Source organism: Paenirhizobium selenitireducens ATCC BAA-1503 (assembly GCF_900492185.1).
In the GTDB taxonomy this organism is placed as follows: domain Bacteria; phylum Pseudomonadota; class Alphaproteobacteria; order Rhizobiales; family Rhizobiaceae; genus Allorhizobium; species Allorhizobium selenitireducens_A.
In genome coordinates, this window is sequence record NZ_UEYP01000010.1 from 1 (window position 1) to 20747 (window position 20747).

Here is a 20747-nt window from a genome sequence, read left to right on the forward strand (position 1 = left end):
GCCGGAGAAACCGCCGCCGGAGGAGAAGCCGGAGGACGAGCTCTTGGGCGGCTCGGGGATGGTGGAGGCGATGGTCGAGGCCATGGAGCTCGAGAAGCCGCCGATGCGGCCACCGAAATCGCCGGGATGGCTGCCGTGATACCAGGCCGGCTGGTAGCTGGCGGCAGCCGCGCCCGCGGCGGCCGAGGCGAGCCAGGTCTCGAAGGTGCGCGTCCAGGGTTTTTCCACGCCGAGCGCGACCGCATAGGGCAGCAATGTCTCGAAATGCTGCGGCGACATCTTCGGCGCGCCCTGCATGTTGAGCCGGTCCTTTTCGGCGAGCGTCAGGTAGGTGCGCAGCCCCTCGATGCCGTCCATCAGCTTGCGCCCGACCGGGGTCGGCGCGCCCATCAGGACGAAGAACAACCCGTTGAGCAGCACGATGCCGCCGACGCCGACCAGCGCCGGCAATTGATGGATCTCGGAAAAGTCGATGAAGATCGCCAGAAGCGTGAAGGCCGCCATGCCGAGCGCGACGAAACCGATGATCGCCAGGCCGATGATCGAGATGATGCGTACGACCAGCGGCGCACCCCGCCGCGCGCCCTTGCCGAGCCGGACGGCGAAGATCGCGAGAAAGATGCCGATCATGATCGGGGCGAACATCAGGCCGATCGTGTCTTCGGTCAGCGAGCCGAAGATCAGCAGGGCGGCGAGCGAGGCGATGCTGAGCGCGACACCGCCGAAGATATAACCGGTATTGGCCTGATAGTACTTGCCGCGATGTTCCTTCTCGATCGCCTTGCGGAACTTGGTTCCGACCGACTGGACCCGCTTGCCGTTCGCCTTGTCGATGGTGAGGCTGTCGCCGGGGGCCCCAAGTGAAGCGATCAGGCTCGCCTGCCCGGCGGGCAGCTTGCCGCGCACCGGCTTTTCCGTGCGCTGAACGATGATCGATCGTTCGAGATCGTCGAGCACGACATAGCCCTTCACCGCGAGATCGATCAGCGAGGCTGACAGCGCCGTCCAGCCCTCGCCGGAAAAGCCCTTGTTGTCGATATAATTGACCAGCGCCGGCGAGATGCCGTCGGGCGCATCCCAGCGTGGCACCATGACGCCCGCTTCCGGGTCGCGGCCGACCGCGATCCAGGAGCGCAGGTAGTAGAGGAAGACGAGGCCGAGGCCGCCAAGCCCTAAAATGGAGTTGATGTTGTCGCGCAGCCACCACCAGCTGGTCTGCTCGCTCGACGGGGCAGAAACGGCGCCCTTCGGCAGGCCGACAACGATGGTCAAGCCGTTGCCGATGCCGAGCCGCTCGGTCGTCTCGAAATAAGCTCCGTCAGGTGTCTGCTGATAACGGGCATTGGTTTCCGTCGAGCCCTGATAGCCGGTATAGTAGGCCGTCTGGGTCGGTCTTACGCCATTCGGCAGGACAACATTGGCGGAGGCCTCGAGGATCGGGAACCGCCAGCCATTGCCGGTGACGTTCCAGTAGAGTTCGTCATGGTCGTCGAAATAGCGGATCTGCCGGCCGGTCTTATAGGTGATGGTATAAGTGTAGTCACCCGGATCGAGCAGGACGTCGGCGGAACCGGCATAGATGCGAATGCCGCCTGAAATGCTCTCGGTATGGTAGTCCTCGGGCTCGCCGTCACGCTCGACCGAAACGAGATCGAAATCGACCTCGACGCGGCGACCTTCCGCATCTTCGGCGTAAAGCGGAAAGTCGCGGAAGATGCCGCGCTTGATCTCCTGGCCCTCGGCGCGGACCGTGATGGTCTCGGTCACGGTGAGCGTCGCATCGGGTGCAACCAGAATATCGGCATGATAGTCGCGGATGACCTCGGCTGCGAAAGACTGCCCGGCTACAGCCAGGAACCCGAGGACTGCTGTCAGGAGGCCGAGCATCTTGTTCATGAGGGCTATCCTTGGCTGAACCGGACACCGAGCGAAGCCAGCGCATCCCAATAGCCGGGATAGGTCTTGGCGACGCAGCCGGGGTCGAGAATGGTGATGTCGTGAATCATGAGGCCAGCAAGCGCAAAGCTCATGGCGATGCGATGATCGGCGAACGAGTCGATCTCGGCGGCAAGGCTCTGGCCGGCAAGCGAGGGATCTGAATGGACGATCAGGTCATCGCCCTCCTCGACCGCAAGGCCGGGGCGGATATTGTTCAGCCCCGTCGACAGCGCTCGGATTCGGTCGCATTCCTTGACGCGCAGATTGGCAATGCCAACGAAACGCACCGGCGTCTCGTTGAAGGCGGCGAGCACGGCGATCGTCGGGATGGCGTCCTGCATCTGCGAGCCGTCGATGACGGCCGGCATGTGCGGGAAAGCGGCGATGACGTCGTGGGCCTTGGCATCCGGCTGGGTGAACTGGTCGGAGGGCGTGCCGATGTCGATCGAGCCGCCGGTCAGGACCTCGGCGCCCCAGAGATAGGTGGCGGCCGAGGCGTCGGGCTCGATGTGGAAGTCGGTCGCGGTGTAGCCAGTGGGCTCGATCTGCCAGGAGGCGGCCGTCGGCTGCGACACCTTGGCGCCGAAGGCCCGCATCGCGGCGAGCGTCAGGTCGATATAGCCGCGCGCGCCGATATCGGCGCCGGCAAGCTCGATCGTGAAGGGCTCCGACCCGCAGGCTGCGGCCATCTGCAGCGCCGAGACATATTGGCTGGAGAGACCGGCATCGATGACGACCCGGTTGCTCTTGAACGCGCCCGTCGCATCGATGGTCACCGGCGGGCAGCCGGTCGGCGCCTCGATCGTCACGCCGAGCGATTGCAGGGCCTCGACCAGCGGCTTGATCGGCCGCTTGCGCATATGCTCGTCGCCGTCCACCACATAGCGGCCGTGACCGAGGGCAAGGGCGGCGGTGAGGAAGCGCGTTGCGGTCCCGGCATTGCCGAGAAACAGCGGCGCGGCCGGGGCCGTCAGTTCTCCGGAACTTGTCACCACGAACGTCGTTGCGTCGGGTTCATCGACCGACACGCCCATGGCCCGGAGCGCTTCCGCCATATAGCGGGTGTCGTCGCTTTTCAGCGCACCGGTCAGCCGGCTCGTGCCTTTGGCCAGACCCGCCAGCAGCAGGGCGCGATTGGTGATCGATTTGGACCCGGGCGGGCTTACGCGCCCGGAAAGCGGACGGCCCGGCGGAAGGATGGTCAGTTTTTCGGTTTTCATGCTGTGTCTCGAAGCGGCCGGAAGGTGACCGCGCTTAGAATTTCACCGTCGGGACCGCACGATCGGCGTCGTTGGCGATCTCGAAATAGCCGGCCTTGGAAAATCCGAACTGACTGGCGACCAGGTTGGACGGGAAGCTGTCGACCTTGACGTTCAAGTCGCGGGCGGCACCGTTGTAGTATCGGCGCGACATCTGGATCTCGCCTTCGATCGTATCGAGCGAACGATGCAGTTCCATGAAGTTCTCGTTGGCCTGGAGTTCCGGATAGGCTTCGGCGAGCGCGACGATCCTGCCGAGTGCCTGGCCGAGAAGCCCTTCGGCCGCGGCACGTCCTGCCACGTCGCCAGCCGGCACGGCCTGAGCGCGGTTCCTCAGTTCGACCACTTCCTCGAAGGTCGATTTCTCGTGGGCGGCATAGCCCTTTACCGTCTCGATCAGGTTGGGAATGAGGTCGGCGCGGCGCTTCAACTGCACGTCAATGCCCGACCAGGCTTCCTCGGTCATCTGCCGGGATTTGACCAGGCCATTGTAGACCATCACGGCATAGAGGGCGACGATAACGAGAACAGCAAGGGTGATATACATGGCAATGCTCCGGCCGATGCGAGAATAGTCGGACCTTAGGCGTTCGCTTAAGGAAAGTCATCAGCGGATCATGGGGCCGCAGTACCTTCCTCGGAGGGTGATGTCGGCCCCTCGGCTTCGGCAAGTTCGCGCAATGCGAGTTCCTGTCCGGGCAAGACCAGATGCATATACGCATGGGTCAGCATCAACAGGACCAGATGGGCGATAGCGCCGAACGCTGCGATCTGCATCAGCCTCTGGCTGGCGGCCGGATCGGAGAAGCCATCGAGCGGCGCGGCGCTGACGATCCGCCAAAGGCCAAGGACAAGCACGCCGGAGAGGACCATGCCGGTCGGATACCATGGAAAGGCCGGGGGAGGCCGCTCCTCCTGGCCGGCGGAAAACGCCTCGATGTCCTTGAGGGTATAGATCGTCATCCACAGATTGGCGATCGGCACGAGGAAGCCCAGGACTGCCACCCAAGGAGTATAGCGGACACTGTCCCGCCGTATGGCACGCGCCAGCTTCACGGAGAGCCAGATCCAGCGCAGGAAGAACAGGATGGTGAGGAGCTGGAGCACGGCCAGGCAGAGGTCGAAGGGGCCCGAGACGGCGAGCACCATCTGGAAGAGCGGGCTCTCGGCACCGGTACGGAAGGCGGAGCCGGTCTTTTCGACCACATAGCTGACGAAGGCGAGATAGAGATAGAACCCTGCCGTCAGGGCCAGCATGGCGCCGCTCGCGCAGGCCGTCACGGTCCAGGCGCGGCGAGCCCATGCCAGGCCGCCGGCCAGGGACTTCGCCGGAATGATCCGGCTTTGGCTCATGCGGCCTTGCCGAAATTTACCCCGCCGGCATCGGTCAGCAGGAAGGCTTCGCCGCAGGCCTTGGCCAGGGTGCGGACACGCAGGATATAGCTCTGCCGCTCGGTGACGGAAATGACGCCGCGGGCGTCCAAGAGGTTGAAGACGTGGGAGGCCTTGATGCACTGGTCATAGGCCGGGAAGACGCATTTGTGCAGGCGCTGGTTGTCGTTCTCGCCAGGAGCGCCGGCGGAAAGCAGCGCCTGGCATTCCTTCTCGGCGTCGATGAAATGCCGGTGCAGCATTTCGGTATTGGCGAATTCGAAATTGTGCCGCGAATATTCCTGCTCGGCCTGCAGGAAGACCTCGCCATAGGAGATCTTCTCCTCGCCCTCGCGGCCGTTGAAGTTGAGGTCGTAGACGTTGTCGACGCCCTGGACATACATGGCCAGCCGCTCGAGGCCATAGGTCAGCTCGCCTGCGACCGGCGAGCATTCGATGCCGCAAACCTGCTGGAAGTAGGTGAACTGCGAGACTTCCATGCCGTCGCACCAGCACTCCCAGCCAAGGCCCCAGGCGCCCAGCGTCGGGCTTTCCCAGTCGTCCTCGACGAAGCGGATATCGTGCAGCAGCGGGTCGAGGCCGATCGCGGCGAGCGAGCCGAGATAGAGTTCCTGAAGGTTCGACGGGTTCGGCTTCAGGATGACCTGATACTGGTAATAATGCTGAAGGCGGTTCGGGTTTTCACCGTAGCGGCCATCGGACGGGCGGCGGGACGGCTGCACATAAGCGGCCTTCCACGGCTTGGGGCCGAGCGCGCGCAGGGTGGTTGCAGGATGGAAGGTGCCGGCGCCGACTTCCATGTCATAGGGCTGGAGAACCGCGCAGCCCTTGTCGGCCCAGTAGTTGTGCAGCGTCAGGATCAGGGCCTGGAACGAGCGCTTGGGGTCCATATGCGGGGCGAGGCTGGTCTCGGTCATGGGATCTGTCGTCCGGAACTTGTCTTCGAGGATGGTCCGTCTGGTGCCACGGCAGGGGCGGACGGTCAAGTCATGGGTGAAGGATGCGCCTCTGCCGCGACATTGTCTGCCGCAGGGACAGATGCTAATTTAATCCCTGCCGCGGGAGAACCTCATGACCATCAAGACCACGATTGCCCTCTCGGAAGACCATTTGCGCTACGCTGAGAAACTGGTGGCCGAAGGACAGTATCCTACGATCTCCAGCGTGATCGAGGCCGGCCTCGAGCAGATGATGGCCGCCGGGAGCGAACAGGATCCGGTTTCGTCGATCGCCGACGAGATCAATCGCCGGATGCAACTGCCCCGCGACCAGTGGATTTCGATGGAGGACGACACGATGTTCGACGATATCGAAGCCTATATTCACACAAAGCTCGCCAAGGGTTAGCTGTGCGCTACAAGGTCGATCGTCACCCTCTTGTGCGACGCGACCTGATGGAGATTACACGTCTGGTCGGCGAGTATGCTGGATATGACGTATCTCGACGCAAGATGGCCGAGTTCAGACAAACGATCAGTCAGTTCGAAGATTTTCCCCACATCGGCACTTTGCGCCACGACATTCGTCCAAATCTGCGCGCCATCCCCGCCGCCGGCAAGGGCGTCATCTGCTTCACCGTCGATGACGAACGCCGAACCGTGTTGATTATTGCTATCACCTATGCCGGAGCCGACTGGTCAAGCCGTGTGGCAGAGCGGGATTAGGAGCCGCACTCGCTCCCGCTCTGCCCTTCTCAGACGAACGGATTGACGACCTGCGGACCATGATCGATGGTCAAGCCATGCTGCATGTCCTCAGTGAGGAGAATGTCGCAACCGGCCCGACAGGCCGCTGCCAGCATGAGACTGTCGTAGAAAGAGAGGCGATATCGCTCGACGAGATCCAGTGCAAGGCCGTGCGTATCAGGGTCCAGAGAAAGTACCTCCTCCGCGAGGAGGCAAATATCACGGATCGCCGAACGCACCTCGGCGGCCGTCATACCCAGTTTCCGAAGCGCAACATTGCTGAACTCGTTCAGTGCTTGCGTCGAGAGGATGAACGGCTTCGCGAGACATTCCTGCGCCAGGAGGGAGCGCGGGTCATCAATGAAGGCATAAATCAAGACGTTGGTGTCGACGAGCGGCGGCGTCATTTCCACCGCTCGTTGGCCGCTTCGCGATCAAATTTCCAATCAGTTGGGAGCTTGATTTTCGAAGCCCGGATCCGCGCCATCGCCTGCTCGCGGCTGTCATCGCGTTCAATGTCGAATGTCCTGTCATCGCTCACACGAACATTGATCTCATCGCCGACCTTCAGATCGAGAGCTTCGGCGACTGCCGTCGGTATGCGGATGGCGAGGCTGTTGCCCCATTTTGCGACCTGCATGAAAACCTCCAGGATACACCGAGAAGAATGTATATCATTGCAGCCTGCCCGGCAAGGAGACCCTCACTCCTCCTCGCGCTTCACCCGATACTCGCCGGTCACCTCGTCCTTGACCAGCGTTCCCATGGCGCCGGTCTGGCGCTCCTTCTCGGCGGCCTTTGATTTTGCCTGAAGCTTCTCGGCATCGGACACGAAGCGACGATAGAGGAAATAGGCGCCGCCGATCAGAATTACGAAAAAGATGATCCGCGACATGTTTCCTCACGCTGTCAGAGCCCGTAACGGCTCCACAATGCCTTTTCTTCCAGCGTCTCGGCAAGCCCCGACACGGCGGCTGCTGCCACCTGCTCCATGCCGGCGCCTTTTGCGCCGACGCCGGGCAGCTTGCGTCCGAAGAAATCCTTGGCGCCCGAGACCAGTTCCAGCTTGGCATCGCCGCCATAGCGCTTCTTGATCTCCGCGCGCATGTCGCCAAGACTGTCGACGAGGCCGAGTTCGAGCCCGCGTCGGCCGGTCCAGAACAGGCCGGAAAAAATGTCCGCATTGTCCGCCAGCGCGCTGCCGCGACGGGACTTCACCATGTCGATGAAGATCTCATGGATCTCGACCTGCAGCGACTTCAGATAGTCGATGTCGCTTTCCTTCTCCGGCTGGAACGGATCAAGGATCACCTTGTTCTCGCCGGCAGTATAGACGCGACGCTCGACGCCGATCTTCTTCAAGAGTTCTGGAAAGCCGAAGCCGCCGGAGACGACGCCGATCGAGCCGACGATCGAGGTGGCATCGGCGAAGATTTCGTCTCCCGCCAAGGCGATCATGTAACCGCCGGAAGCCGCAACATCCTCGACGAAGACCAGAACCCGCTTGTTCTTTTCCTCGGCCAACGCCCGGATGCGGTCGAAAATCATCCGCGACTGTACCGGGGAGCCGCCAGGCGAATTGATCGACAACACGACGGCGGGGCTGTCCTTCTTTGAAAATGCCTTCTCCAGTGCCGGTGCGACGCTTGCCAGATTGAGCTGCTGCTTGAAACGGCTGCCGCCGCTCATGATCGCGCCGTGCAGGCGCACGACCGGGATCACCAGTCCGTCATCGCGGAACCGCTTCGGTACCAAACGCTTGAGAACACCGGCCATTCACATCTCCTGCTGCATCTTCCTGGAACGCTGATGTATGTATTGCGCGCGCAAACTCAATGGCCTGACGCAGATCCGCATGTAGTGGCGGCCTCATACCCTTGCGCTGCAGCGCAATAGCGCATAGCCTTCTTGCGAGTTATTCGCATTAAAAAACTGGAGCGGCAAGAACGGCCATGGTTGACGCGCAGGACGAAAACAAGAACCTTCCCGGCTGGACCAGCGAGCGCGGGGAGCCGAGCCTGTCGGACGTGCATGCGTCAATATCGGCCAAGACCAGCAGCCCCTACTGGCGCCGCGCAATCGCCTTCCTGGGGCCGGGCTATCTTGTCGCCGTCGGCTACATGGATCCCGGCAATTGGGCCACCTCGCTCGCTGGCGGCTCGCGTTTCGGCTACGCCCTTCTGGTCACCATCCTGATCTCAAGCGTCATGGCCATTCTCCTGCAGTCCCTGGCCGCACGGCTTGCGATCGCCTCGGGACGAGACCTCGCGCAGGCCTGCCGCGATGCCTATCCAAGACCGGTCAGCATTGTTCTCTGGCTGCTGGCGGAGATCGCCATCGTCGCCACTGACATCGCCGAAGTGATCGGTACCGCGATCGGCATACAGTTGATCTTCGGCATCCCGCTCGAGATCGGCGTCCTCATCACGGCGGCGGATGTTTTCATAATCCTCTTGTTGCAGCGCCTTGGTTTCCGGTGGGTCGAGGCCTTCGTGATCACGCTGACCGTCATCATCGCGGCAAGCTTTGCCATCCAGCTTATGCTCGCAGGTCCCGACTGGGACGGCGTCGCTACAGGCTTCCTGCCGTCAACCCAGATCTTCCTGGACCCCGAAATGCTCTATATCGCTATAGGCATCATCGGTGCGACGGTCATGCCCCACAATCTCTACCTTCATTCGGGCATCGTCCAGACCCGGCAGATTCACTCCAGCGTCAAGGCCAAGCGCGAGGCGCTCACCTTCGCGACCTTCGATTCCACTCTGGCCTTGTTCTTCGCTTTTCTGGTCAACGCCTCGATCCTCATCCTCGCCGCCGCTGCCTTCCATGGAAGCGGCCATCAGAGTGTCGCCGAGCTAGGCGATGCGCATGCGCTGCTTTCGCCTTTGCTCGGCAGCACGGCGGCGCCGATACTGTTCGGCGTGGCACTCCTGTGCAGCGGCCTGAATTCGACGGCGACGGCGACGCTGGCGGGGCAGATCGTCATGGAAGGCTTCGTCAACCTGCGGGTCAGTCCGTGGATCCGGCGGCTCATCACGCGCGGGCTTGCCATCATTCCAGCTGCCATCGTCACGATCTGGTTTGGCGAGAGAGGGACCGCCGAGTTGCTGATCCTCAGCCAGGTCGTTCTCAGCCTTCAACTGCCCTTCGCCGTCATCCCTCTGGTGACGATGACCGCCAGCCGCCCAAAGATGGGCGCACTGGTGTCGCCTCGCTGGCTGTCCGGCCTGGCCACATTGATCGCCCTCGTCATCATCCTGCTCAACATGAAACTCGTCATAGACTTCATCCCGGCATGAAGCACAAAGAGGCACCAGGCTACTTCCGTCGATAGGCAAGGCGGCCGTTATTCAGATCATCGACGAAAGCCGAGAACTTGTGGCTTTCCGGATCGTCGTGCATCAGCAGCGGGGAACGGAGGTTGAGCCTTGCGCGCGAGCCCTTGATCGCCGTCACCAGGATGCGCACCGCATTCTCGCCCGCCCGCGGATAGACCGGCGTCAGTTCCAGCCCGCCGAAGCGGCGGCCGCAGGCATCGATGATCTCTCCGATCGATTGCGGGCGAGCGATAAGCGACAATTGCCCACCGGGCACCATGATGGCGCCGGCCGTGCGGATCCAGCTGTCGAACAGCCCTTCGGTCATTGCATGGGCCTCGGCCTTCAGCGCATCGGGGGTCCTGCGATCACCGGCGTCGTTGAAGGGCGGATTCATGATCACATGGTCGAAGACATCGTCGGCAAGGCCGGCGGCGACACGGGCCCTGCCCGCCAATGTGACGTCCGCCTCGACAAGGGATACGCGCCGCGCAAGTGCTGCATTTTCCTCAAGCGCCAGGCTTTTGGCCGCATAGGCGATCATCTCGGGCGAGCGCTCGACCAGGGTGACTTCGGCCTTTTCCAGCCGGGCGGCAACCGCCAGGCCGGCGGCGCCGGCGCCGGCGCCGAGATCTGCGACACGGACGCGGCCCGTGGCGTCGACCAGCGAGGCCAGCAACATGGCATCCATGCCTGCGCGATGCCCCCTGCCCTTGGGCTGAACCAGGTGGAAGCGGCCACGGTGAAAGGCGTCGACGGTTTCAATGACGGGATCGGCGGCGGGCACGCATCAGTCCTCGATATCGCGGAGTTCGTCGCCCAGGCCCGCGTCGGTGAGGATGCGGCGTGCCTCCTCAGCCCGGTCGCTCTCGACCAGCAGACGGCGCGGCAGCATGCCGAGCGAGCCTTCGAGAATGCTCATCGCCTGATCAGCGATCATGCAGGAAATCCCGGCGTCTTTCATCAGGCTTTGGGCGAAGGACAGGAGAACGGCATCGTTGGTGCGGATAATCTCGTGCATTGCGCCTCAAAACCCTCGCTAAAAAGGCCTAGGCGGCCGATTCGGGCTTGCCCATCATGCGACCGCTTTTTATTGTCGCGCCGAGAATGCAATAGGAGTCCGGTGCGTTGGGCGTAGTCATACCGCTTGAGGAAAGCAAAAACAAACAGGCATCCATCCAGCCTCTGGTGGACCTGACCAAGCCGGGCATGGAAAGGGTCAACCAGCTCATCCTGTCGAAGGCCGGCTCCGACGTGCAGATGATCCCGGAAGTGGCCAATCACCTGATCTCGTCCGGCGGCAAGCGGCTTCGCCCGATGCTGACGCTCGCCTCGGCGGCGCTGTTTAACTATCGCGGCGAGGGCGATGTGAAGCTCGCCACCAGCGTCGAGTTCATGCACACGGCAACCCTGCTGCACGACGACGTGGTCGACGAGAGCGATCTTCGGCGCGGCAAGTCGACCGCCCGGATGATCTGGGGCAATCAGGCGAGCGTCCTGGTCGGTGACTTCCTGCTCGGCCAGGCCTTCCGCATGATGGTCGAGGTCGGATCGCTGGAAGCGCTCGACGTGCTCTCGGCCGCCGCCTCGGTGATCGCCGAGGGCGAAGTGCTGCAGCTTTCGGTCGCCAAGAACATGGAGACGACTGAGGACGACTATCTTTCGGTCATCCGCGCCAAGACCGCAGCGCTGTTTGCCGCGGCGGCCGAAGTCGGGCCGATCATCGCCGGTGCCGACAAGGCCGGCCGCAATGCGCTGAAATCCTACGGCATGAACCTTGGGCTGGCGTTCCAGCTGGTGGACGACGCGCTCGACTACGGCGGCAAGGCGGCCGATCTCGGCAAGAATGTCGGCGACGATTTCCGCGAGGGCAAGATCACCCTTCCCGTCATTCTCGCCTATCGGCGCGGCACCAAGGAGGAGCGTGAATTCTGGCGCGATGCGATCGAGCAGGGACAGAACGACGATGCGCGGCTGGAAAAGGCGCTGGGGCTCATCACCAAATACGGGGCGCTCAACGATACGATCGCCCGCGCCCTGCACTATGGCACCATCGCACGTGACGCACTGGCACCCCTGCCGGAGACGGAATGGAAGTCGGCACTGATGGACGTCATCGACTTCTGCATCGCCCGCGTGAACTGAGACTGGCGGGGTGTCTCCTTGCGAGGCTGCTTCAAAAAAGCCATTCTGTGCAGGTTACATTCCCGCATTCTGGGGTATCAACAGCCCGTGGCGGCTGGTCATCGATTCTTGAAAGGCTCTTTCATGCGGCAAAGACTTGCCATCCGTCTGCTCGCCGGTACGGCGCTCGCCTTCCTGGTTGGCGTTCTTCCCACCAGCCTCGTACATGCCCAGACCGCCGATGAGGCGAAGCCCGCGCAAGTTGAGAGCTTCGACATCGAAAGCGTAGACAGTTTTTCCGGAGCCTTGCTGGCCGCACGCACGGCCGATGCCGACCGCGACTACGAGAATGCCATTGCGCTCTACAAGAAGGCGCTGTCCTACTCGCCCAATGAACTCGACATTCAGGAAAGACTGATGATCGCGCTGTTCATGAACGGCGATTTCGACGAGGGCGTGGCTCTGGCCGAGGAGCTGAAGAGCGACGAAGCCGTCGAACGTGTCACCGCGGTCGCCCGCGCTCTGGAAGCGATGCGCAAGGGCGATTTCGCCGGAGCCGAGAAGATCCTCAACTACAGTGGTCCAAATGATCTCGACCGGCTGATGAACCAGCTTCTCGTCGCCTGGACCAAGGCGGGCGCCGGTCAGGGCAAGGAAGCGCTGGCCCTTGTCGAGGGACTCGAAGGCCCGGACTGGTACGGGATCTTTAAGCACTACAATGCCGGCGCCATCGCGGCGATGATCGGCGACGCCGATGCCGCCCGGCGCAATTTCTCCGACGTCCTGACCGACAAGTCCGGGGCAGCGACCGCACCCGACACCTTTACCCGCGCCGTCATTTCGCTCGCCACGCTCGAGGCCCGCGAGGGCAACAAGCAGAAGGCGCTCGACGCGATTTCGCTCGGCGACGAAATGATCTCCAATTTTGCCCCGTTCAAGGCGCTGCGCGAACGGATTAACGCCGGGGACAAGCCGGAACTGCTTGCGGCAACGGCCGCCCAGGGCGCGGCCGGCGTCTTGTTCTCGATCGGCGGCGCGCTCAACCGCGATGGCGCGGAAGACACGGTCATGCTCTATCTGCAACTTGCCCGCGCGCTGGACCCGACGAGCGCCGACACGCTGATCCTGCTCGGAGGCATTGCCGAAAATGCCAAGCAGACGGAGCGTGCCATCCAGTTCTACAGCCAGGTACCGCCCACGTCGCCGATGCGACGTCTTTCCGAGTTGCAGCTGGGACTTACGCTGGCCCAGACGGGCAAGGTCGACGAGGCACGCCAGCACCTCAAGTCGCTGATCGATTCCGATCCGTCCGACATCCGCAGCTATCTCGCCTATGGCAGCGTGCTCTCGGATGCCAAGGACTATCCCGCCATGGCGGCGAACTACGACAAGGCCGTCGAGGTCATCGGCCCGAACCCGGCCAAGGGCTATTGGTCGATTTTCTTCCAGCGCGGCATTGCCTATGAGCGGCTGAAGAAATGGGACCAGGCGGAGCCGAATTTCCGCAAGGCGCTGGAGCTCAATCCGGACCAGCCGCAGGTTCTCAACTATCTCGGCTATTCCTGGGTCGACATGAACCGCAACCTCGAGGAAGGCCTCGACATGATCCGCAAGGCTGTCGAGCTTCGCCCGGACGACGGCTACATCGTCGATTCGCTCGGCTGGGCCTATTACCGCCTCGGCCGGTTCGACGAAGCGGTGCGGGAACTGGAACGGGCGATCGAGCTCAGGGCCGGCGATGCGACCATCAACGACCATCTGGGCGACGCCTATTGGCGCGTCGGGCGCAAGCTGGAAGCCACCTATCAATGGAAGCGGGCGCTGATCTCCAAGCCGGACCTGGCGGAAATCCCGAAGATCGAGGCCAAGCTCAAGGATGGCCTGCCGGAGACGGCACCGGAAGTCGCCGCAAAGGGCGGAGAGGCGGCCAAGCCGCCGGTGATGACCGATGCGGAAAAGGGAACGGCCGCCGCGGCCGCCGACGGCGACAGCTATACCGTCAAGTCCGGCGATTCGCTGTGGAACATCGCCACGGAGGCCTTCGGCGACGGCCAGCGCTTCATCGACCTGATCAATGCCAATCCGAGCCTGAAGCGCAATCCCGACCGGATCTTTCCCGGCCAGCAGTTGAAGATGCCGACGGTGGGCGACTGAATGCCATGTCGGGCGAGACGATGATCGAGGCGGCGCCGGCGAAGATCAACCTGGCGCTGCACGTCACCGGGCAGCGGGCCGATGGATACCATCTGCTCGACAGCATCGTCGCCTTTGCCGGCCATGGCGACCGGCTGACTTTTTCAGCAGCGGAACGGGATTCGTTCAACCTTGGCGGCCGCTTCGGCCCGCTGCTTTCGGCCGAAGCCGAGGGCAAGGACGGCAATCTCATCGTGAAGGCCCGCGACCTGCTGCGGCAAGCGCTCGAGGCCGGGGGCCAGGCAGCCGGACCGGTTGCCATCACACTGGAAAAGAACCTGCCCGTCGCTTCGGGGATTGGTGGCGGATCTGCCGACGCGGCAGCGACCCTTCGCGGCCTCCTGCGTTTCTGGGGAGGCACCCTCTCTTCAGACACACTTTCCACGACCGGGCTCAAGCTCGGGGCCGACGTGCCGATGTGCCTGGAAAGCCGGCCGCTCAGGGCGCGCGGCATCGGCGAGCAGATCGACAGGCTGGACACCATGCCACGCTTTCCCCTCGTGCTCGCCAATCCGCTGAAGGCGGTATCGACCCCGGACATATTCCGCCGCCTGACGCACAAGGATCATCCGCCGATCGGCACGCTGCCGCGTTCCGCCGCGCCGAGCGAGTGGCTCGCCTTCCTTTCCCGGCTGCGCAACGATCTGGAGCCTCCGGCCCGCGCGCTGCTGCCCGAAATCGCGGAAATCTCCGACCAGCTGCGCGACGTCGGCGCCCGGCTGGTGCGGATGTCCGGATCGGGCGCCACCTGCTTCGGCATTTTCGATGATGTAGAAGCGGCCAGCGCGGCCGCGGGCGAACTCGCCCGGCGGCGCCCCGACTGGTATGTCCAGGCGAGCGAAACCCAAGGCGGCTGAACGGCATAGACAGGCGGACTCACCACCGCGCGGCAAGCGTTGCGACCATGAGTGCGGCGGCGATGCCTTGCAGCGTCAAACCCGGGCTTGCCGTGCGACCCAGGCCGGCACGATCTCGCAGGACAGCCGTCGCGGCTTTTGCCCGGGAACCAACTGGTCCAGCCGCATGCCCTGCTTTACAAGGGCGATGGCCTGGCGCTTGGGAAGCAGCAGGCCGTCCTCCAGCGGTGGCTTGGCTCTGCCGATCCGTTGAAGGAAGGGCCGCCTGTGGGCGCGCGACGGGGAAAGACGGGCCGCCGACGTGTGGACGCTGACATATTCCCCGATCGCGTCGATCCAGCCGCTGAGCGGCCGTGCCCCGGGCTGGACCAGGAGCAGCCAGTCGCCGCGCGCCGCGCCCAGCACATCCCTGATGTCCCATTGCGTATAGAAGCGGCAGCCGGCCGCGTCCGCGACACGCGAAGATCCATCCGACGAACCGTGATCGAGTACGACCACGTCGCTCACCAGGCCCTCCACCGCGCCGGCCACCAGGGCTGAGAGCGTATGGGCAAGCTCCGGCTCCTGATCCCTGCATTCCATCATCACTGTCAACATTGCTCATCCTTATCGCATTGCACAAACGATTGCCACCGGCTCGTTCCGCATTTTGTTCTTGCATTGTTCTCTTTTCCACGGTAGGAATTTAATCATCGAACCGGGGATATCCACCCCGCGAGGAGCAAACATGAACGAGCTGTCCCTTGTGGCGCAGGCTGCCTTCCAGCCTGCCAATACGGCCGATATTGCCGATGCAGTGGTCGCCGCCTCGGGTCTGCGGATCGAGGTCGACCGGCGGCGCGGACGCGGTGCGGGGATGAACCCGTCCGGCCGTTTCGAGCCGCATGAGCGCGTCGCCTTCGACGACGGATGGGAAAGCCTGGAAGACATGCCGCCCTTCCGCACCGAGGTGCAGGTCGAGCGGCCGCGCACCGTCATCACCCGCAACGAATCGCCCGACATTCCGTTCGACCGCTCGATCAATCCCTATCGCGGCTGCGAGCACGGCTGCATCTATTGCTTCGCACGACCGACCCACAGCTATATGGGGCTGTCCGCCGGTCTGGACTTCGAGGCCAAGCTGTTCGCCAAGCCGGATGCGCCGAAGCTTCTGGAACGGGAGCTCGCCAAGCCGGGCTACAAGCCGCGCACCATCGCCATCGGCACCAATACCGACCCCTACCAGCCGATCGAGCGGGAATGGCGCATCATGCGGCAGATCCTCGAGGTTTTGAACAAGGCCAATCATCCTGTGGCGGTCGTCACCAAGTCGGCGCTGATCCTGCGGGACCTCGACATCCTGTCCTCGATGGCATCGCGCGGCCTGGCCAAGGTGGCGATCTCGGTCACCACGCTCGACCGCAAGCTCGCCCGCAGCATGGAGCCGCGCGCCTCGACCCCATCCAGGCGGCTGGAGGCGATCAGGGCGCTTTCGGGCGCCGGGGTGCCGACCGGCGTTCTGGTGGCTCCGGTCATTCCGGCGCTCAACGACCATGAGATCGAGCGCATCCTGGATTCGGCCAAGGCGGCCGGAGCCAACGAGGCGGGTTACGTGCTGCTGCGCCTGCCTCTGGAAGTCAGTCCGTTGTTCCGTGATTGGCTGCTGCAGCACTATCCGGACCGCTATCGCCACGTCATGTCGCTGGTGCGCTCTATGCGTGGCGGCAAGGACTATGACGCGGAATTCGGCAAGCGGATGAAGGGCGCCGGTCCCTATGCCTGGCAGATCAGCCGACGATTCGAGATGACGACCAAGCGCCTCGGCATGGTTCGCCGCGGCATGCATCTGCGTGACGACCTGTTCGTGCCGCCGGACGGCAGCGGCGTGCAGTTGTCGCTGCTGTGACAGCCATCGGGATGCGGCGCCGGGTGCGCGCTTCCGATCGGTGATTATTTTTGCGGGCGGCCTTGTTTCTCGCTCGCGCCTTATGGGGCGCTTCGCCGCCCCCTCGCCTTTTCCGGTGCGGTCCGCCGCCTCGTGCCGGAAGAAGAGTCCCTGGCTGCCGCTTCGGCGGTTCGCTTCCCCTGCGCGCCGTCGATGCCGGGGACTTGCAGGAGATCGGGTGCGCGTGCGATTTCTGCCGCATGAAATCTCGCACGCCACCCGATTCTCCGAGTTTTTTCGCCGACCTGCCCGCCGGACCCGATTTCGAGTTCGAGAGACTGGCGGCGCGGCGCGGCTGGTTTCCGGTGGCCGGCACGGACGAGGCTGGGCGAGGACCGCTCGCCGGCCCGGTCGTGGCGGCGGCGGTCATTCTGGACGAGGGCAATATTCCCGCCGGCCTCAATGATTCGAAGAAGCTGACCGCGGCGCACCGGGAGCGCCTGTTCGAGGAGATCCTCGCCGTGGCCACCGTTTCGATCGCCTCGTCATCGCCCCGCCACATCGATGCGCACGATATTCGCAAGGCGAGCCTCGACGCCATGCGTCGGGCCGTGGCCGGGCTTGCGCTTTCGCCGCTGCATGTGCTCGCCGACGGCCGCGATGTGCCGGATGGACTGATCTGCCCGGGCAAGGCCGTGGTCAAGGGCGATTCGCGCTCGCTATCGATCGCCGCCGCCTCGATCATCGCCAAGGTGACCCGCGACCGGATGATGGCGCGTGCCGGGCTTTCCTTTCCCGTTTACGGGTTCGACAGCCATGCCGGTTACGGCACCGAGCGCCACCGCACAGCGATCGCGATCCACGGGCCCTGCCTTCTTCACCGGATGAGCTTCAGCCCCTTGCGCAGCGATGGCGAGGAGATCTGCGAATAGGCCGGGCCGGGCCGGGCCGGGCCGGACCCGATCCGACGCGATGCGATCCGGCCAGGGACGGTCGAGACCGACGCCGTCGAATCACAGAATTGTCGCCACCATCTGGGAAACAATTGTTCCGGTAGTCACGCCCACTGGCGGGTTATCCTGACCAAACCGGCCTTTGCTCGCCGGGCACAAGCAAAGAAAAAGCCGGGCGTCTTCACCCGGCTCCTTCCAACTCAGAATTTTCGACAAGCTCAGTTGAGGCGTGCCTTGACCTCGCCAACGGCGCCCTTGAACAAGTTGTCCTGAACGGCCGCATCGGTCTTCTTGGCCAGCACCGCTTCGGCTGCGGCGATCGCCAGGTCGACGGCTGCCGAGCGCACGGCGTTGACGGCTTCCGTTTCGGCCTGCTTGATCTTCTGCTCGGAGAGCGCATTGCGGCGCGCCACGAACTCCTCGGTCTTCTGCTTGGCTTCCGCCGTCAGCATGGCCGCCTCGCGTTCAGCGGCGGCGACGATGCTGGCGGCTTCGGCTTCAGCTTCCTTACGCTTGCGCTGGTATTCGGCCAGGACGTGCTGGGCTTCCTCGCGCAGGCGCTTGGCTTCGGCCAGCTCGTCACGGATCTTGTCGGCGCGGGCGTCAAGCGACTTCGCCATCATGCCCGGAACCTTGAGATAGACGACCAGGGCCAGGAACAGGACCAGACCGACGAAGGCGAAGAATGTTGCGTCGAACTGCATGTTCAAGCCCCCTGCTTTGCGGCGGCGCCGCTGACGGCGGCCTTGATGTCGGCGGCTGTCGCCTTGGTGCCGATCAACTGCTCGACGATGGAGCCGACCGTATCGACGGCGATGGTGTCGACCTCGGCAAAGGCCTTCGCCTTGATCTCGGCGATGCGTGCCTCGGCGGCGGCGACCTTGCCGGCAAGTTCCGCTTCGATGGCGGTCCGCTCGGCGTCGGCCTTGGCCTTGGCGCTGTCGCGCGCGGTTGCAGCGATCTGCCCGGCCTTGGCCCTGGCAGCGGCAAGCTCGCGCTCGTATGTTTCAATCGCGGTATCGGCTTCGCCCTTCAGCCGGGCGGCCTCGTCGAGATCCTGGGCAATCCGGTCGTGCCGGTTTTCCAGGATGCCACCGACGCGCGGCACGATGACCTTCTGCATGAGCACGTAGAAAAGACCGAACGTGATCACCAGCCACAGGAGCTGGGAGGCGTAGGTCGACTGGTCGAACGGCGGGAAAACGCCACCGCCATGCCCCGCGTCTTGGGCAACGCCGGTCTCGGTATGAACTTCGCCGTGTGCGGGTGCTTCTTCCGTATGAACCTGGCCCTGTGCAGGGGCTGCTTCGGCGGGAGTCTGGCCCGGCGCCGGGGTTTCCTGCGCATAGGCGGGGGTCACGAACATGCTCACCTCCAGGTGTATTCTCAAATGCGAAGGATCACGGCCGCCTCAGGGGCGCGCCGTGACCCAGAAACCTGGCCGATATCAGACGGCGAACAGGAGGAGGAGAGCGATGAGCAGCGAGAAGATGCCCAGAGCTTCCGTAACGGCGAAGCCGAATACCAGACGGCCGAACTGGCTGTCAGCGGCAGACGGGTTGCGCAGTGCGCCGGACAGGTAGTTGCCGAAGATGTTGCCGAGGCCCAGAGCCGTGCCGGCCATGCCAAAGCAAGCCAAACCTGCGCCGATGTACTTTGCTGCTTCCGCTTCCATGAATGAACTCCTTCGAGATGTTTGTTGCGGCAGATGACTGACACCGAATGGCGTCAATGTCGGTGATCCTTAGTGCCCGCCCGGGTGTATGGCGTCGTTGAGGTACATGCAAGTCAGTACCGCGAAGACATAAGCCTGCAGGAAGGCGACGAGGAACTCGAGACCCGTCAGAGCGACGGTCATGATCAGGGGCAGAATGGCGCCGCCAATGCCCAGCGCGCCCATGGTTCCAAGCGAGGCGACGAAGCCCGCGAACACCTTGAGCGTGATGTGTCCGGCCAGCATGTTGGCGAACAGACGAATGGAAAGCGAAATCGGGCGCGACAGGAAGGAAATCACTTCGATCGGCACGACGAGCAAGAGCAGCGCCGCCGGCACGCCCGAGGGCACGAACAGCTTGAGAAAGCCGAAACCGTGCTTGAGGAAGCCGTAGACCAGAACGGTGCCGATGACGAAGATCGCCAGCGCGAAGGTGACGATGATCTGGCTGGTGATGGTGAAGAAGTAGGGCACCATGCCGAGCAGGTTGGCGGTCAGCACGAACATGAACAACGAGAAGACCATGGGGAAGAACTTCATGCCATGGCTGCCGGCGCCTTCGCGCAGCATCGAGGCAATGAACTCATAGGACATCTCGGCGACCGACTGGGCGCGGGTCGGGATCAGACCGCGGCTCGAGGTGGAGAAATAGAGGAAGGCGGACGCGCAGGCGACCGTCGCGACCATGAACAGCGAAGCATTGGTGAACGAAAAATCAACCCCGCCGATCTCGATCGGAACAATCTTCTGGATCTGGAACTGATGAGTCGGATCGTTTGCCACCGTCTGGTCTCTTTCGCTTTTAGCCCGCCCATGGGGGCGTTCTGACTGTTTCGCACGTCGCAGCCCTGATCAGCCGGCGTCGCGCTCATTCTCCGCTTCCGTGCCGCGGTCCGCCGGGTGGGGCGAAGCCACCTTGCCCGCAGCCCTCAGCACGTTCAATACACCGGCACAGAACCCGAGCAAGAGAAGCACGATCATGCCCCAGGGCGCAGTACCGACAAAACGGTCGAAAAGATAGCCCAGGATCGCACCGACGACGATGGCGGAGATGAATTCGCTCGACAGCTTCATGGCCTGTGCATAACCCTTGCGGTTTTGCTCGGCCCGCTCGTCGGCGGCCTTCTCGCCCCTCGTCTCGACACCCTTGACCGCCAGTTCGGCAGCCAGGCGCCTGCGACGCTCTTCCAGACCCTCTTTGCGGTTCTCCGTCATGATCGCCTCCTCAACCGTTCTGCGTTTCTCCGGACCGATCCGGCCCGACAGCAATGTAGATACGGCAGGATTGGAACCCTTCCAGCCCGTCTTGAAGTCGCGCGCACCATAATTTTGAGAGCCCCTATAGTCAAGGCATACCAAGGGCAAGTTTCACCACAAATTAACCGGGGAAAATCATAGACTTAAGTTGAAACTGCCGATTCTGGGGAGACACTTGGCGGCAAAACCCCGCC

24 protein-coding genes and 1 pseudogene are annotated in these 20747 nt (G+C 63.3%); 8 read left to right on the forward strand and 17 right to left on the reverse strand.

Annotated features, from left to right (window positions below; translation table 11 throughout):
- From RHIZ70P_RS15985 to RHIZ70P_RS16005, 5 genes are all read right to left on the reverse strand, one after another.
- Positions 1–1896 (reverse strand): DUF2207 domain-containing protein (locus RHIZ70P_RS15985; protein WP_147294010.1); only part of this gene is annotated, 1896 nt, incomplete at its 3' end.
- Positions 1897–1901: 5 nt separating this feature from the next.
- A complete protein-coding gene (gene aroA / locus RHIZ70P_RS15990) occupies positions 1902–3158 on the reverse strand; it encodes a 3-phosphoshikimate 1-carboxyvinyltransferase (protein ID WP_115671483.1) in 1257 nt (418 codons plus the stop codon).
- A gap of 34 nt (positions 3159–3192) precedes the next feature.
- Positions 3193–3744: a LemA family protein gene (locus RHIZ70P_RS15995; RefSeq protein WP_115671484.1), complete on the reverse strand. Its 552-nt coding sequence runs from the start codon at positions 3742–3744 to the stop codon at positions 3193–3195.
- 68 nt (positions 3745–3812) lie between these two features.
- On the reverse strand, positions 3813–4550 hold the full coding sequence (locus RHIZ70P_RS16000) for a DUF4328 domain-containing protein (RefSeq protein ID WP_115671485.1): 738 nt from the start codon (positions 4548–4550) through the stop codon (positions 3813–3815).
- Positions 4547–5479, reverse strand: a complete 933-nt coding sequence (locus RHIZ70P_RS16005; RefSeq protein ID WP_115671590.1) for a glycine--tRNA ligase subunit alpha — start codon at positions 5477–5479, stop codon at positions 4547–4549. The genes RHIZ70P_RS16000 and RHIZ70P_RS16005 overlap by 4 nt, the downstream gene beginning before the upstream one ends.
- Positions 5480–5660: 181 nt before the next feature.
- Here RHIZ70P_RS16005 and RHIZ70P_RS16010 point away from each other — a divergent pair, with 181 nt between their 5' ends.
- Together RHIZ70P_RS16010 and RHIZ70P_RS16015 are read left to right on the forward strand one after the other, a co-directional pair.
- On the forward strand, positions 5661–5936 hold the full coding sequence (locus tag RHIZ70P_RS16010; RefSeq protein ID WP_115671486.1) for a hypothetical protein: 276 nt from the start codon (positions 5661–5663) through the stop codon (positions 5934–5936).
- Positions 5937–5938: 2 nt separating this feature from the next.
- The gene (locus RHIZ70P_RS16015; RefSeq protein ID WP_115671487.1) at positions 5939–6253 is read left to right on the forward strand and encodes a type II toxin-antitoxin system RelE/ParE family toxin; all 315 of its coding nucleotides are present in this window, start codon (positions 5939–5941) and stop codon (positions 6251–6253) included.
- A 29-nt stretch (positions 6254–6282) separates the two neighbouring features.
- On the opposite strand, the gene RHIZ70P_RS16020 is transcribed toward RHIZ70P_RS16015, so the two are convergent.
- From RHIZ70P_RS16020 to RHIZ70P_RS16035, 4 genes are all read right to left on the reverse strand, one after another.
- On the reverse strand, positions 6283–6681 hold the full coding sequence (locus RHIZ70P_RS16020; RefSeq protein ID WP_115671488.1) for a PIN domain-containing protein: 399 nt from the start codon (positions 6679–6681) through the stop codon (positions 6283–6285).
- Entirely contained in the window at positions 6678–6914 is a 237-nt protein-coding gene (locus tag RHIZ70P_RS16025) for an AbrB/MazE/SpoVT family DNA-binding domain-containing protein (protein WP_115671489.1), read from the reverse strand. The genes RHIZ70P_RS16020 and RHIZ70P_RS16025 overlap by 4 nt, the downstream gene beginning before the upstream one ends.
- A gap of 63 nt (positions 6915–6977) precedes the next feature.
- Complete coding sequence (locus RHIZ70P_RS16030; protein ID WP_115671490.1) at positions 6978–7169, reverse strand: hypothetical protein; 192 nt, start codon at positions 7167–7169, stop codon at positions 6978–6980.
- Between the two features lie 14 nt (positions 7170–7183).
- Positions 7184–8050 carry a S49 family peptidase gene (locus RHIZ70P_RS16035; protein ID WP_115671491.1) on the reverse strand — a complete coding sequence of 289 codons (867 nt, stop codon included), beginning with the start codon at positions 8048–8050 and terminating at the stop codon, positions 7184–7186.
- 176 nt (positions 8051–8226) lie between these two features.
- On the opposite strand from RHIZ70P_RS16035, the gene RHIZ70P_RS16040 reads away from it, so the two are divergent.
- Positions 8227–9573, forward strand: coding sequence for an Nramp family divalent metal transporter (locus RHIZ70P_RS16040; protein ID WP_115671492.1), 1347 nt, complete (start codon positions 8227–8229; stop codon positions 9571–9573).
- A 19-nt stretch (positions 9574–9592) separates the two neighbouring features.
- On the opposite strand, the gene RHIZ70P_RS16045 is transcribed toward RHIZ70P_RS16040, so the two are convergent.
- Both RHIZ70P_RS16045 and RHIZ70P_RS16050 read right to left on the reverse strand, forming a co-directional pair.
- Complete coding sequence (locus RHIZ70P_RS16045) at positions 9593–10378, reverse strand: tRNA1(Val) (adenine(37)-N6)-methyltransferase (protein ID WP_235842251.1); 786 nt, start codon at positions 10376–10378, stop codon at positions 9593–9595.
- 3 nt (positions 10379–10381) lie between these two features.
- Positions 10382–10612: a DUF2007 domain-containing protein gene (locus RHIZ70P_RS16050; RefSeq protein WP_115671493.1), complete on the reverse strand. Its 231-nt coding sequence runs from the start codon at positions 10610–10612 to the stop codon at positions 10382–10384.
- Positions 10613–10719: 107 nt separating this feature from the next.
- Between RHIZ70P_RS16050 and RHIZ70P_RS16055 the strand changes: the two genes are divergently transcribed.
- The 3 genes and pseudogenes from RHIZ70P_RS16055 (at position 10720) to RHIZ70P_RS16065 (ending at position 14765) form a co-directional block, all read left to right on the forward strand.
- A complete protein-coding gene (locus RHIZ70P_RS16055) occupies positions 10720–11736 on the forward strand; it encodes a polyprenyl synthetase family protein (protein ID WP_115671494.1) in 1017 nt (338 codons plus the stop codon).
- A gap of 123 nt (positions 11737–11859) precedes the next feature.
- Positions 11860–13662 (forward strand): annotated as a pseudogene (locus RHIZ70P_RS16060) (tetratricopeptide repeat protein); the annotation flags it as partial.
- 212 nt (positions 13663–13874) lie between these two features.
- Positions 13875–14765 carry a 4-(cytidine 5'-diphospho)-2-C-methyl-D-erythritol kinase gene (locus RHIZ70P_RS16065; protein WP_115671496.1) on the forward strand — a complete coding sequence of 297 codons (891 nt, stop codon included), beginning with the start codon at positions 13875–13877 and terminating at the stop codon, positions 14763–14765.
- Positions 14766–14840: 75 nt separating this feature from the next.
- On the opposite strand, the gene RHIZ70P_RS16070 is transcribed toward RHIZ70P_RS16065, so the two are convergent.
- Positions 14841–15362 carry a glycosyl transferase gene (locus tag RHIZ70P_RS16070; RefSeq protein ID WP_115671497.1) on the reverse strand — a complete coding sequence of 174 codons (522 nt, stop codon included), beginning with the start codon at positions 15360–15362 and terminating at the stop codon, positions 14841–14843.
- A 130-nt stretch (positions 15363–15492) separates the two neighbouring features.
- On the opposite strand from RHIZ70P_RS16070, the gene RHIZ70P_RS16075 reads away from it, so the two are divergent.
- Both RHIZ70P_RS16075 and RHIZ70P_RS16080 read left to right on the forward strand, forming a co-directional pair.
- On the forward strand, positions 15493–16650 hold the full coding sequence (locus RHIZ70P_RS16075; RefSeq protein ID WP_115671498.1) for a PA0069 family radical SAM protein: 1158 nt from the start codon (positions 15493–15495) through the stop codon (positions 16648–16650).
- A gap of 239 nt (positions 16651–16889) precedes the next feature.
- The gene (locus RHIZ70P_RS16080; RefSeq protein WP_115671499.1) at positions 16890–17561 is read left to right on the forward strand and encodes a ribonuclease HII; all 672 of its coding nucleotides are present in this window, start codon (positions 16890–16892) and stop codon (positions 17559–17561) included.
- Positions 17562–17800: 239 nt separating this feature from the next.
- Here the strand turns inward: RHIZ70P_RS16080 and RHIZ70P_RS16085 are convergent, their stop codons facing one another.
- The 5 genes from RHIZ70P_RS16085 to RHIZ70P_RS16105 form a co-directional block, all read right to left on the reverse strand.
- Positions 17801–18286, reverse strand: coding sequence for a F0F1 ATP synthase subunit B (locus tag RHIZ70P_RS16085; protein WP_115671500.1), 486 nt, complete (start codon positions 18284–18286; stop codon positions 17801–17803).
- A gap of 2 nt (positions 18287–18288) precedes the next feature.
- A complete protein-coding gene (locus tag RHIZ70P_RS16090) occupies positions 18289–18948 on the reverse strand; it encodes a F0F1 ATP synthase subunit B (RefSeq protein ID WP_115671501.1) in 660 nt (219 codons plus the stop codon).
- An 81-nt stretch (positions 18949–19029) separates the two neighbouring features.
- Positions 19030–19257, reverse strand: a complete 228-nt coding sequence (locus RHIZ70P_RS16095; protein WP_006466154.1) for a F0F1 ATP synthase subunit C — start codon at positions 19255–19257, stop codon at positions 19030–19032.
- A gap of 69 nt (positions 19258–19326) precedes the next feature.
- The gene (locus tag RHIZ70P_RS16100) at positions 19327–20079 is read right to left on the reverse strand and encodes a F0F1 ATP synthase subunit A (protein ID WP_115671502.1); all 753 of its coding nucleotides are present in this window, start codon (positions 20077–20079) and stop codon (positions 19327–19329) included.
- 69 nt (positions 20080–20148) lie between these two features.
- Positions 20149–20511, reverse strand: coding sequence for an AtpZ/AtpI family protein (locus RHIZ70P_RS16105; RefSeq protein WP_115671592.1), 363 nt, complete (start codon positions 20509–20511; stop codon positions 20149–20151).
- Positions 20512–20747 lie beyond the last annotated feature (236 nt).